The organism is Corynebacterium lizhenjunii, assembly GCF_011038655.2.
Lineage (GTDB): Bacteria > Actinomycetota > Actinomycetes > Mycobacteriales > Mycobacteriaceae > Corynebacterium > Corynebacterium lizhenjunii.
Window position 1 is genome coordinate 2,175,136 of sequence record NZ_CP064954.1, and the last position, 13,547, is coordinate 2,188,682.

Here is a 13,547-nt window from a genome sequence, read left to right on the forward strand (position 1 = left end):
GGTCTCCGAGCAAAAGCGTTGCGGTCTCCAAACATAGTGACGCATTTTCTGCGCTTTAGACACTGCCCGCCCATGCCGCGATGTCGTGTTTGTGGAGAAAACGCGTCACCCTTTTAGCTCTCGGAGTGCAAAACGCAACCCCCTAGTCTCGCACCCATGCGCCGATGACGCCTGGGATTGCTGGTGGCAAGTCACCGATTAGGGCTCGTTTGTTGACGTCTTGTTCAATCTTGGTTGTCACCGCTTTGACCCGACCCCGATTATTCGCCCCACCGCCGGCGCCTGCGCCCATCACCGGCATCACCGACCGCCCACCTTGCGCAGCAACCCCGGCTGGTGTGACAGTCCCGCGGGCCATTGCGGCACCACCTGACCCGGCACCTGGGACACCACCGCCAACGCCTGGCGCACCTCCACCGCCGATACCACCGCCAACGGCCCCGCCAAGACCACCAGCGGCCCCAATGCCACCAGCACCACCACCTGCGACTGGCACACCACCGGTCCGCCCGGCGGCGTGGCGGCCAGTGTTTCCAGCAACCAGACCTGGCATAGCACCACCCCAACCAGAACCAGTACCACCAAGGACACCAGCACCAGCACCGGCACCTGACGGGGTTGTGCCCACTGCACCCATTTTCACCAAGCCACCACCGGGTACCGCCGCCCCACTGGGCGCACCACCCAGTACACCAGCGCCTGCGCCATGGCCTAGACCGGATAGTGTCGCTGATGTGGGACCAGTCAACGACTCCCCCACAGTAGCGGGCAACACGGAATTACCAAACATGCCCGCAACATCGCGGCCAAGGCCACGGACAAACTCTTCTACCCCAGTATCATGAGCCCCCATGCCAGCCACCGGGCGCAACAACCCGTCTGCCACCTCGAAAGATCCTGGGCCTAGTTGGCCTGCCATAGCTGCCTCTACCATGGCCTTCGGGATAGATAGTGAATCAGTGCCGTAGCGCCCGTCGATACCAGCAATCGCGTTCATACCAGCCTTAGCGAGGCCACCACCGGCGGCCATCTCGGGGCTAGCCAGATTACCAATTTTTGGCAGTGAGGCATCCACCATGAACTGCAGATGGCCCTGCAGGGAAGCAATTGCGGCGCGTTCTGCGACTTTTTGGGCTGCAAGGTCTGGGATTGCCCGGATGACGGCCTCTGCGGTAGCTGCGCGGAGTTTGGCCATGATCCCTAGTGAGTTCAACAATGATGTGTGCGCCTGCATCAACAATGCGTTGGCAGCAAAATCCGTACCTGTGGCAGCGACTGTGCCTAAGGTTTCTACCGCACGGTCTACAGCTTCCCCGGAGTTGTTGCTCGCCAGCACCCCGGCAATCGACTGTAATTGATCCACTGCCTCTGTAGCTGCGATATGCAAGTCACTCCAGCGGCTACTGGACGCTACGACTGAGGCCAAATCAATGGCGTTGATTTCGGCGGCCACCTGGCTAATGTCTAGCCCAGACAGCATGACTACCGGAGGCACGAAGTCAAGGGTTTGGTAGTCGGCCGGGGGTTGGTCGACAAAGCGAACCTCCAGGAAATCCGGGCTAATCCCCACATGCAACATGTCCAGAGTCTTCGCCGCCAGTGAATCCTGCCACGCAAACGCAGTCGCTTGATTCTTTAGTTGGCTGCCGATCCAATCCAGCTGGCTGGTGAACTTCCGCAACGTCTCCTGCGCAGACGCCGGATCCCCCTGCAAGAACCGACCATGAATCCCGCCAGCCTCACTGACACCCGGGATAGACGACAATGCGGAGGACATGCCTATACCAGGATCACGAGAGACCCGCATGATCAGTGCCTTTATATCGTTGATAGACTGCCCTGCCTCCGAATACGAATTGAAATCAATGTTGATCATTTTTCACCCCATAGAGTTCCTGAATTAACTGTGTCGGCACCTCGCACATTGAGGCACCACTCGGCTCATTGAGCCAACTCGCATATGCGATGCTGATAAACCCGCCTGCGGTCTCGACACCGGCCATGCAATAGCCGTCATCGAAGTATTCATGGGAGGTAAGCACCACGCTCCGCTCCACAGCAGGCCCTGGTTCCGCCGCAGCCTGGAGAACTCCGTCCTTAGTCAGATCAGCAAGACTCAACTGGTAGGACGCAAGTTCCAAAGTGCCATTGGCTTTCAATCTTTCTGCATCAATAAAACACGGATAGGGCGGCAGACTGTCCCTGGACTCTGACCGTATCCGCACGCCAAGTCGCTCAAAAACCTCGTCCGGGATGTCTTCGCACGGCTTGAAAGGCTTGAACCCTAGCGCGTTGCGGTCGAAGGGCCCCGGTGCCGGCATAGCAAACCCGTAAGCATTGACAGTTGCTGATTCAGATTCGCGCCCCTCGTCTAAATCTGGGAATGAATTTGAAACTGGGTCGCTAGTGCAACCCGTCAACGCGAAAGCGCCTGCAGCCATTAGGGCAAGAGCGTAGAACCCCAGATCTGCGCGCATCAGAGCGTCCTCTCAATGCGTCCCATCGAAACTGATCGACCGACCGCTGCCGTCACTGTAACGAGCGGCCCTCCCCGCGGCCCGATGGCGGGAAACTCGGTTGAGTGATAAAGGTACAGTGTGGTGCACATTGTCCAAGCTCCTTTCGGTGTGTCCTTGTCTATTAGACTGCCGAAAGAGGCGGAAGGTTCCGTGACCGTGAGAAAAAATCTCTGTACACCACCCACCACAAAGAAGCTCACCTGGAGACTTGGTCATTCTAGAGTGGGTTGTTGTGGTGGGTGGTTGGTGTGGGAAAACGCTGTGCGGCCCGGTCCACGTGGTCCCCTCGTTGTGTGGTGGGGGTGTGGGCCGGGCCGGTTGAGTTTTATTCTGTTATGTTGTTGTGTTTGTAGTGTCGGCGGTAACTTACTCTCCCACACCCTCCCGGGTGCAGTACCATCAGCGCGGGCAGGCTTAGCTTCCGGGTTCGGAATGGGTCCGGGCGTTTCCCTGCCGCTATCAACCACCGACACATCTGCGGGGCACACCACAGAGTGTGGGTGTGTTGCAGTGTTGTGTCAGATACTGCATAGTGGACGCGCACACAGGTGTGTGTTTGTTTGTGCTTGGTAGGACCATCCAACACGTCGTGGTGTTGGGTGTGTTTGTTTTGGTCTATTAGTACCAGTAGCCTTCACATCTTGCGATGCTTCCAGGTCTGGCCTATCAACCCCATCGTCTTTAGGGGACCTCAAATGAAACCTCATCTTAAAACAGGCTTCCCGCTTAGATGCTTTCAGCGGTTATCCCTTCCGTACGTAGCCAACCAGCGGTGCTCCTGGCGGAACAACTGGCACACTAGAGGTACGTCCGTCCCGGTCCTCTCGTACTAGGGACAGCCTTCTTCAAGTTTCAACGCGCGCGGCGGATAGAGACCGAACTGTCTCACGACGTTCTGAACCCAGCTCGCGTGCCGCTTTAATGGGCGAACAGCCCAACCCTTGGGACCTACTCCAGCCCCAGGATGCGACGAGCCGACATCGAGGTGCCAAACCATCCCGTCGATATGAACTCTTGGGGAAGATCAGCCTGTTATCCCCGGGGTACCTTTTATCCGTTGAGCGACACCACATCCACAAGTAGGTGCCGGATCACTAGTCCCGACTTTCGTCCCTGCTCGAGCTGTCACTCTCACAGTCAAGCTCCCTTGTGCACTTACACTCACCACCTGATTGCCAACCAGGCTGAGGGAACCTTTGGGCGCCTCCGTTACATTTTGGGAGGCAACCGCCCCAGTTAAACTACCCACCAGGCACTGTCCCCAACCCAGATCATGGGCCAAGGTTAAGGTGCTCAATCCGATCAGAGTGGTATTTCAACAACGACTCCACCACCACTAGCGTGATAGCTTCACAGTCTCCCACCTATCCTACACAAACCGAACCAAACACCAATACCAAGCTATAGTGAAGGTCCCGGGGTCTTTTCGTCCTGCCGCGCGTAACGAGCATCTTTACTCGTAGTGCAATTTCACCGGGCCTGTGGTTGAGACAGCAGGGAAGTCGTTACGCCATTCGTGCAGGTCGGAACTTACCCGACAAGGAATTTCGCTACCTTAGGATGGTTATAGTTACCACCGCCGTTTACTGGGGCTTAAATTCTCAGCTTCGACACCACAAGGGTATCTAACCGGTCCTCTTAACCTTCCAGCACCGGGCAGGCGTCAGTCCATATACATCAACTTCACGTCTTCGCATGGACCTGTGTTTTTGATAAACAGTCGCTTCCCTCTATTCTCTGCGACCACACCACGCTTAACACCGCAAAGGGTGCTCACACGGTGCGGTCCCCCTTCTCCCGAAGTTACGGGGGCATTTTGCCGAGTTCCTTAACCACAGTTCACCCGAACGCCTTAGTATTTTCAACCTGACTACCTGTGTCGGTTTAGGGTACGGGCCATACATCCACATCGCTAGAGGCTTTTCTCGACAGCACGGGATCACCAACTTCACCCCATATGGGCTACGCATCACGTCTTACCAACAAACGGTGGTACGGATTTACCTACACCACCCGGCTACACGCTTACACCAACAATCCACTAAGCGGCATGGCTACCCCACTGTGTCACCCCATCGCTTGAACCACACATCAGGCCCCACGACGCACACACCCAACCCGGCCAAAGACCAGAAAGGGCGCGTTTGTGGTGGTTAGTATCAGTGCTTTATCATGGGCGCGGAAATACGGGTACCAGAATATCAACTGGTTGTCCATCGACTACGCCTGTCGGCCTCGCCTTAGGTCCCGACTCACCCTGGGAAGACGAACTTGACCCAGGAACCCTTAGTCATCCGGCGGGAAGGATTCTCACCTTCCAATTCGTTACTCATGCCTGCATTCTCACTCGCACACACTCCACGCCGCCTTACGGTAACGCTTCACCACGTGCACGACGCTCCCCTACCCAACACACACCACAAGGTGTGTCTTGCCGCGGCTTCGGCGGTGTGCTTGAGCCCCACTACATTGTCGGCGCGAAACCACTCGACCAGTGAGCTATTACGCACTCTTTCAAGGATGGCTGCTTCTAAGCCAACCTCCTGGCTGTCTTCGCGATCCCACATCCTTTTCCACTTAGCACACCCTTAGGGGCCTTAACCGGCGATCTGGGCTGTTTCCCTCTCGACTATGAAGCTTATCCCCCACAGTCTCACTGCCGTACACCACATTGCTGGCATTCGGAGTTTGGCTGACATTGCTAAGATTGTAGTCCCGCTCAACCAACCAGTAGCTCTACCTCCAACAAGCTAATACGACGCTGCACCTAAATGCATTTCGGGGAGAACCAGCTATCACGGAGTTTGATTGGCCTTTCACCCCTACCCACAGCTCATCCCCGCAGTTTTCAACCTACGTGGGTTCGCGCCTCCACAACCTCTTACAGCTGCTTCACACTGGCCATGGGTAGATCACCCCGCTTCGGGTCCAGGACATGCCACTAAACAAATCACCCTCATTAGGATTCGGTTTCCCTACGGCTACCCCACACGGGTTAACCTCGCGACATGCCGCTGACTCGCAGGCTCATTCTTCAAAAGGCACGCCATCACACACTTTCAGGTGCTCTGACGGATTGTAAGCACATGGTTTCAGGAACTATTTCACTCCCCTCCCGGGGTACTTTTCACCATTCCCTCACGGTACTATCCACTATCGGTCACACTGAGTATTTAGGCTTACCGGGTGGTCCCGGCAGATTCACAGCAGATTCCACGAGCCCGCTGCTACTCGGGGACACCAACAACCAACCACACACCATCTTCAGCTACAGGACTCTCACCTTCTCCGGTAGGCCATCCCAGACCACTTCACCTAACAACATGCGCATTGGCACGACAGTGGTAGCTGCCGCACATCAGGCCCCACAACACCGCACACACAACCCCTACCAAGTATCACATGCACACGGTTTAGCCTCATCCACGTTCGTTCGCCACTACTAGCAGAATCATTATTATTTTCTCTTCCTACGGGTACTAAGATGTTTCACTTCCCCGCGTTGCCCCCACAACAGCTATGAATTCACTGAAGGGTCACTACCCATAACGGCAGCCAGGTTTCCCCATTCGGACATCCTCGGATCAACGCTTAATTGACAACTCCCCGAGGCTTAACGCAGCCTTACACGTCCTTCATCGGCTCAGCATGCCAAGGCATCCACCATGCGCCCTTAATAACGAACACACAAACCACGTACCCGGGCCAAGCCCGGCTACGAGGCGTGAACTACACAAAACACAAAAAGAACAAAGAAATCACACACGCAACAACACCACCCAAAAGCAGCATTGTCACGGATGCTCGCGTCCACTATACAGTTCTCACACAACACCCCACACCACCACACGGCACCACCACACGGTGATACCACGCAACCAGCATGGGCATGAGCAACACAATGATGCCCCAGACACCCAACAATGCACCAACATACCCACAAACAATTCTTGCCTGCCCACCACGACGACCACCACAACAAAAAAGTGTCATCAACTGGTGTGTCTCCACTCCGATTAAAAAACGTTGGCAGCATGACACTCGCACACTCAACCAACCGTCGCGCTCCTACAGAGCGCGACGTACAAATGATGTGGGATGTAACTACACCCCAACACTAAAAGCTCCTTAGAAAGGAGGTGATCCAGCCGCACCTTCCGGTACGGCTACCTTGTTACGACTTCGTCCCAATCGCCGATCCCACCTTCGACAGCTCCCTAACGAGTTTGAGCCACTGGCTTCGGGTGTTACCAACTTTCATGACGTGACGGGCGGTGTGTACAAGGCCCGGGAACGTATTCACCGCAGCATTGCTGATCTGCGATTACTAGCGACTCCAACTTCATGGGGTCGAGTTGCAGACCCCAATCCGAACTAAGACCAGCTTTAAGCGATTAGCTCCACCTCACAGTATCGCAACGCATTGTACCGGCCATTGTAGCACGTGTGAAGCCCTGGACATAAGGGGCATGATGATTTGACGTCATCCCCACCTTCCTCCGAGTTAACCCCGGCAGTCTCTCATGAGTCCCCACCACAACGTGCTGGCAACATAAGACAAGGGTTGCGCTCGTTGCGGGACTTAACCCAACATCTCACGACACGAGCTGACGACAACCATGCACCACCTGTATACAGACCACAAGGGAAAACACATCTCTGTGCCGATCCTGCATATGTCAAGCCCAGGTAAGGTTCTTCGCGTTGCATCGAATTAATCCACATGCTCCGCCGCTTGTGCGGGCCCCCGTCAATTCCTTTGAGTTTTAGCCTTGCGGCCGTACTCCCCAGGCGGGGCGCTTAATGCGTTAGCTACGGCACGAGAAACGTGGAAGTCCCTCACACCTAGCGCCCACCGTTTACGGCATGGACTACCAGGGTATCTAATCCTGTTCGCTACCCATGCTTTCGCTCCTCAGCGTCAGTTACTGCCCAGAGACCTGCCTTCGCCATCGGTGTTCCTCCTGATATCTGCGCATTTCACCGCTACACCAGGAATTCCAGTCTCCCCTACAGCACTCAAGTCAGCCCGTATCGCCTGCACGCCCGGAGTTAAGCCCCGGAATTTCACAGACGACGCGACAAACCACCTACGAGCTCTTTAACGCCCAGTAATTCCGGACAACGCTCGCACCCTACGTATTACCGCGGCTGCTGGCACGTAGTTAGCCGGTGCTTCTTATACAGGTACCGTCACTTACGCTTCGTCCCTGTCGAAAGGAGTTTACAACCCGAAGGCCGTCATCCCCCACGCGGCGTCGCTGCATCAGGCTTCCGCCCATTGTGCAATATTCCCCACTGCTGCCTCCCGTAGGAGTCTGGGCCGTATCTCAGTCCCAATGTGGCCGTACACCCTCTCAGGCCGGCTACCCGTCGACGCCTTGGTAGGCCATTACCCCACCAACAAGCTGATAGGCCGCGAGCTCATCCCTAACCGAAAAAACTTTCCACCACACACACTAAAGCATGGTCCTATCCGGTATTAGACCCAGTTTCCCAAGCTTATCCCGAAGTTAGGGGCAGATCACCCACGTGTTACTCACCCGTTCGCCACTCGAGTACCCCCCGCAAGCGGGAGGCCTTTCCGTTCGACTTGCATGTGTTAAGCACGCCGCCAGCGTTCGTCCTGAGCCAGGATCAAACTCTCCACAAAAAAGGCACCAACACCCAAACAAAAAAGAGTGCCGGACCAGGGCGTGAAAAGCCCAAAACCTAGACAAAAAAGACAAACCAAACCACCACCACAAACAGCAGCAGCGGACTGGCAAATCCAAAAAATTACTACATAAAGAAAAAATCACCCGAACCACCCAACAACCGACGAGGAAGCCCAGACGGTCCGGTTACCACCATGACAACAAACGCCACCACAGCAAAAATGCGACTTTTAAACAGTATGCACCAAACCAAAAATTATCAGTTCTTTTACAGTGACACCCCACATTCGGAACAGGGCATCACCCGGCACACACCAACCAACCACACCCACAAAACAGGCGCAGCCAGCACAACACACTTCCACCACAATGACCGCCACAGCAGACAAACAAAAATAAAAGTACATTGGCACACTATTGAGTTCTCAAACAACATCAGCACACCCACCAAACACCGACCCACAACACAGGGCCCACACTCAGCAGAGCAGCTCGTCCCACTCTAGAAGAACCAACCAACCACAGTCAAATCAGCACTCCCAACCAGGAACCACCAACCAGAAGACCAACCGGCCACCTCGCTGGCGACTCGGATAAATCTACACACACCCAACCATCAACACAAATCCCCAGCCCACACCCCAATTCCACCCCACACCAACCACCACCCAAACAACCCCAACCACCAACAACCCCAACCACCAACAAACCCCCCACCCACAAGCGGCATCGGCAAGCACTGTAGGCAGAGGGCGACGGAGCTAATACAGACTCTCCTCCTGGGAGCGGTGGACTTCGGCACCGAGGGCGCGGAGATTCTCCACGAACTTCGGGTAGCCGCGGTCAATGTGATAGACGTCGTGGATAGTGGAGGTCTCATCAGCACAAAAGGCGGCTAGCACCAATCCTGCACCGGCGCGAATGTCCGAAGACCACACGTGAGTCGAAGACAACTGCTCCTGGCCACGAATCACCACATGATGGCCGTCGACAGTGCAGTCGGCACCGAGGCGCATCATCTCATCAACGAAGCGGAAGCGGGACTCGAACACATTCTCCGTGATCATGGTGGTTCCCTCCGCAACTGCGGACAGGCCAATAGCCATCGGCTGCAAGTCCGTGGGGAAACCGGGGAACGGCAGGGTTTGGAAGTTCACCGCCCGGGGGCGGCCGTCCATGCGTACGCGAAATCCATTCTCATAAGACTCGACGGTGGCACCTGCGGACTTCAGCTTCTCCAGCGGCAAATGCAGGTGCCGCGGCGCAATGCCTGTCACCGTGATGTCTCCCCTGGTCATAGCGGCGGCATAAGCCCAGGTACCTGCGACAATGCGGTCGCCAATAACCTTGTGCTGGGTGGGCTGGAGGCAATCAACCCCCTCGATGGTGATAGTGGAACTGCCCGCACCGGAAATCTTGGCGCCCATAGACACCAACATCTCACACAAATCCACAATCTCCGGCTCGCGCGCGGCGTTGTCCAGCACGGTTGTGCCCTGCGCCAAGACCGCGGCCGTCAGAATGTTTTCCGTTGCGCCCACCGACGGAAAATCCAAGTGAATGTGCGCACCTGTGAGACCGTCGGCCTCTGCCACCACCGCACCATGCTCAATGCGCGTGCGCGCACCCATCTTCTCCAAACCCGACTGGTGCATATCTAAAGGCCGCGAACCAATCGCATCCCCGCCGGGCAGCGCCACTTTCGCGTGCCCGCACCGCGCGGTCAACGGCCCCAACACGCACACCGAGGCACGAAATTGGCGCACGGCATCAAAGTCAGCGTTCGACGCCAACGTGGCCGGGGTGGTGATGTCCACCCGATCACCACTAATCTCAACCGTGCAGCCCAGGCCCTCGAGGACCTTCTTCATCAAGGGGACATCGAGAATCTCCGGGCAATTAGTCAGCGTGGTGGTGCCCTCCGCCAACAGCGCGGCCGCCATGAGTTTGAGCACCGAGTTTTTGGCGCCGTCCACGGAAACCGTGCCGGACAGGCGGGCACCACCGGAAACAATAAAGATGTCTTTCACAGGGAGACAGTTTACGGCAACGCGCCAATACGCCGCGCGGCGTTGACCGCCTCATAGCGAGTGTGGGCGCCCAGCTTGCGCATAACGGAGCGCAGATAAGACTTCACAGTCTCTGCGCCGATGCCCATCTCTTCCGCGGCTTCCACGTTGGTGTGCCCAAGTGCCACGCAGGAAAGAACGTCCAGCTCGCGGGCGGACAACTTGGTGGATTGCTTCACACGCACCGGGGAGACCATTTGATCGCACAGGACTTCCAGTTCCTTGCGCACATCATCGTCTTCCAGCCGGTTAGCCAGCATGCGCAGTTTGGAGTGCGTGGAGCGGATCTGCTCCCATTCCGCCCCGCTCAAGGAGCCGACGCGCGCAAGAGTGCCGCGCACGCCCTCTGCCCGGCGCATGGCGGAGTTCACCGCTAGATCCTGTTCCAGGGTGCGGGCCGTCATGGTGACCTCCTCAATCACCTTGTCCCCCAGACGGACCGGAGAATGGACGCCTACATAGAGAACACCACGAATTTCGCGCTGCACAATCACCGGCACGGCCACGATGGAATGAAGCCCCTCATCCTGAATCAGGCGATCATTTTCATGTGAAATGGTATTAGCCCGGGTGTAGTCCGTGACACCGACGGCGCGGCGGGTAGAGACCACGCGGCCCCCCACGCCCACCCCGGCGTCAATGATGAGGTTATGCAACGCAGGCGTTCGCAACCCGACCCACTGGGTGATTTGCAGGCGATTATCTGCGAGCAAGGTTCCGTACATGGTGACGGGGATACCGGTGGCGGTCTTCAAAGAAGACAGAGCGGTACGGACGGCTTCATCGTCATCTCTGGTTTTGATGCGGACCGTGTCCATGAAACTTCTCCAACGTCGGGGGCACCCAAAAAGTTACCCTTAGCCCGCTTGGCAAAGCGGGCAATTCTCCGATAGAAATTCGGCTTGCGGGGGTAATTCTAAGCCACACCCACCACCTCCACCTAATCCCATCAGCCCCATAACTCAAGCCATAACCAGAAACCCAACAAGAAGTCCCTGAATAAAAATCGGTCTATTTCTTGTGTACTACTCGGTCTAGGTGTGTAGTGTAGGGTGGGATGCGGTGCAACGCCCGCAAGAAACAACAAACTAGAGATTCAGAGCAACAAGCCTTAAGGAGGCCACACAAGCATGGCGCAGATTTACGACACCATCCTGGACACCATCGGCGGCACCCCCCTGGTCCGCCTCAACCGCCTTACCGAAGGCAAGAAGGCAACCGTCCTGGTCAAGGTCGAGTCCTTCAACCCCGCTAACTCCGTTAAGGACCGCATTGGGCGGGCCATCATTGAGGCTGCGGAGGCATCGGGAGAACTCAAGCCCGGCGGCACCATCGTGGAAGCCACCTCTGGCAACACCGGCATCGCCCTGGCACTGGCTGGCGCGGCCAAGGGCTACAAGGTCATCCTGACCATGCCGGAGACCATGTCCAACGAGCGCAAGGTGCTGCTGCGTGCCTACGGTGCACAGATCATCCTCACCCCTGGTGCCGCCGGCATGCAGGGTGCCGTGGACAAGGCCAACGAGATTCTGGCTGAGACCGACAACGCCATCCTGGCCCGCCAGTTCGGCAACTCCGCCAATCCGAAGATCCACTTCGAGACCACCGGCCCGGAGATCTGGAATGACACCGACGGCCAGATTGATGCCTTCGTCGCTGGCGTGGGCACCGGCGGCACCATCACCGGTGCGGGCCGCTACCTCAAGGAGCAAAACGCAGACATCAAGCTGGTCGCCGTTGAGCCCGCCGCCTCCCCGCTGCTGACCGAAGGCAAGGCCGGCCCGCACAAGATCCAGGGCCTGGGCGCCAACTTCATTCCGGAGGTTCTGGACCGCAACCTGGTGGATGAGATCCTCACCGCCACCAACGAGGAAGCCATCGAGTACGCCCGCAAGCTGGCCACCGAGGAAGGCCTGCTGGTTGGCATCTCCGCCGGCGCTAACGTCTCCGCAGCCCTCAAGCTGGCTGACCGCGAGGAGTTCGCGGGCAAGACCATTGTGGTCGTGGCACCGGACTTCGGCGAGCGCTACGTCTCCACCGTCCTCTTCGAGGACATCCGCGAGGCCTAATCGCCTGCCGCTACCCCTGAATAAAACGCCCGCCAAATTTGGCAGGCGTTTTTTCTTTCGCACTAGGATAGGACCCCATGAACCTAATCTCGATGATCCGCGAGGATCTAGCAAACGCCCGGGAGCATGACCCAGCTGCGCGCGGTGATGTAGAAAACGCGATCGTCTATTCCGGCCTGCATGCCATTTGGGCCCACCGGGCGGCACACGCGCTGTGGAAGCGCGGCCTCAAGGGCCCGGCCCGCATTTTGGCCCAGGCCACTCGCTTCCTCACCGGCGTGGAGATTCACCCGGGGGCGACCATTGGCCGCCGTTTCTTCATCGACCACGGCATGGGCATTGTGATTGGGGAGACCGCAGAGATTGGCGATGACGTCATGCTCTACCACGGCGTCACCCTGGGCGGCCAGGTCCTCACCCAGACCAAGCGCCACCCCACTATTGAAGACGGCGTAACCATCGGTGCTGGGGCCAAGGTCCTGGGCCCCATTACCATCGGCGCCGGTAGCGCTGTGGGTGCCAACGCGGTGGTGACCAAGGACGTCCCCGCCCAGCACATCGCGGTGGGCATTCCCGCCAAGTCCCGCCCCCGCAACCCCGATGAACGCGTCAAGCTCGTGGACCCGGACTACTACATCTAGCTTTCCCCTTCAGGCCACCAGTTCCTTCTTTAGGTTCTGGTGGCCTTTTTGCTAGAGCTTGCCGATGCCCCCTCTACCCACCCAGACCCCCGCCGAGGGGTTCCTGGCTGGTGTTTAGGCCAACAAGTCTGCGTAGTCCTCGTTTTTGTTAATGAAGGCCTCTACGGCGCTACAGGAGGCGATGACTTTGTAGCCGGCCTCGCGGGCATCATCCAATGCGGCCTTGATCAGCGGCTTGGACAGTCCCTGGCCCTGGAACTGGGAGAAAACCTCCGTGTGGTGGAAGTCCCGGGTGCGTTCGGCGTCGGTGTATTGGACAAATCCGGCCTCTTCTCCGTCAACAGTGATGACGAAGCGGGCCTTATCGGTCTGGTGGGCAACTGATTGTTCGTTCTGAGAAGTCATGCACGCCATTATGCCTGTAATTCGCCGCACGCGTCGGCGGGCCCCAACTGGTGGCCCGGAGAAACAAAAATCCCCTCCGCGAGGGAGGGGATTGATGGTGGCCAGAGCCAGGATCGAACTGGCGACCCCACACTTTTCAGGCGTGTGCTCTACCGACTGAGCTATCTGGCCGAAGACTACCCAAGGC

The 13,547-nt window shown here is 57.3% G+C and carries 8 protein-coding genes, 1 tRNA gene and 3 rRNA genes; 2 read left to right on the plus strand and 10 right to left on the minus strand.

Annotated elements, in window-relative coordinates; all coding sequences use genetic code 11:
- Positions 1–142 precede the first annotated feature (142 nt).
- From G7Y31_RS12010 to ramA, 8 genes are all read right to left on the minus strand, one after another.
- Positions 143–1,876, minus strand: a complete 1,734-nt coding sequence (locus G7Y31_RS12010) for a hypothetical protein (protein WP_165009554.1) — start codon at positions 1,874–1,876, stop codon at positions 143–145.
- The gene (locus tag G7Y31_RS10065; RefSeq protein WP_165009552.1) at positions 1,863–2,477 is read right to left on the minus strand and encodes a DUF3558 domain-containing protein; all 615 of its coding nucleotides are present in this window, start codon (positions 2,475–2,477) and stop codon (positions 1,863–1,865) included. Before G7Y31_RS10065 ends, G7Y31_RS12010 begins: the two co-directional genes overlap by 14 nt.
- Positions 2,478–2,872: 395 nt before the next feature.
- A 5S ribosomal RNA gene (rrf, locus tag G7Y31_RS10070) occupies positions 2,873–2,990 on the minus strand.
- A gap of 128 nt (positions 2,991–3,118) precedes the next feature.
- Positions 3,119–6,206: ribosomal RNA gene (locus G7Y31_RS10075) — 23S ribosomal RNA — on the minus strand.
- Positions 6,207–6,651: 445 nt separating this feature from the next.
- Positions 6,652–8,172 (minus strand): 16S ribosomal RNA (locus tag G7Y31_RS10080).
- Together the 16S, 23S and 5S rRNA genes form the textbook arrangement of a ribosomal RNA operon.
- 234 nt (positions 8,173–8,406) lie before the next feature.
- Positions 8,407–8,583 carry a hypothetical protein gene (locus tag G7Y31_RS10085; RefSeq protein WP_165007053.1) on the minus strand — a complete coding sequence of 59 codons (177 nt, stop codon included), beginning with the start codon at positions 8,581–8,583 and terminating at the stop codon, positions 8,407–8,409.
- A 354-nt stretch (positions 8,584–8,937) separates the two neighbouring features.
- Positions 8,938–10,206: a UDP-N-acetylglucosamine 1-carboxyvinyltransferase gene (gene murA / locus G7Y31_RS10090; RefSeq protein WP_165007057.1), complete on the minus strand. Its 1,269-nt coding sequence runs from the start codon at positions 10,204–10,206 to the stop codon at positions 8,938–8,940.
- An 11-nt stretch (positions 10,207–10,217) separates the two neighbouring features.
- Positions 10,218–11,063, minus strand: coding sequence for an acetate metabolism transcriptional regulator RamA (ramA, locus tag G7Y31_RS10095; RefSeq protein WP_165007060.1), 846 nt, complete (start codon positions 11,061–11,063; stop codon positions 10,218–10,220).
- 312 nt (positions 11,064–11,375) lie between these two features.
- On the opposite strand from ramA, the gene cysK reads away from it, so the two are divergent.
- Both cysK and epsC read left to right on the plus strand, forming a co-directional pair.
- Positions 11,376–12,314, plus strand: coding sequence for a cysteine synthase A (gene cysK / locus G7Y31_RS10100; protein ID WP_165007063.1), 939 nt, complete (start codon positions 11,376–11,378; stop codon positions 12,312–12,314).
- 77 nt (positions 12,315–12,391) lie between these two features.
- A complete protein-coding gene (gene epsC, locus G7Y31_RS10105) occupies positions 12,392–12,955 on the plus strand; it encodes a serine O-acetyltransferase EpsC (RefSeq protein WP_165007066.1) in 564 nt (187 codons plus the stop codon).
- A 114-nt stretch (positions 12,956–13,069) separates the two neighbouring features.
- On the opposite strand, the gene G7Y31_RS10110 is transcribed toward epsC, so the two are convergent.
- Both G7Y31_RS10110 and G7Y31_RS10115 read right to left on the minus strand, forming a co-directional pair.
- Positions 13,070–13,360: a GNAT family N-acetyltransferase gene (locus tag G7Y31_RS10110; protein ID WP_413227994.1), complete on the minus strand. Its 291-nt coding sequence runs from the start codon at positions 13,358–13,360 to the stop codon at positions 13,070–13,072.
- Between the two features lie 95 nt (positions 13,361–13,455).
- Positions 13,456–13,531 (minus strand) — tRNA-Phe (locus tag G7Y31_RS10115).
- Positions 13,532–13,547 lie beyond the last annotated feature (16 nt).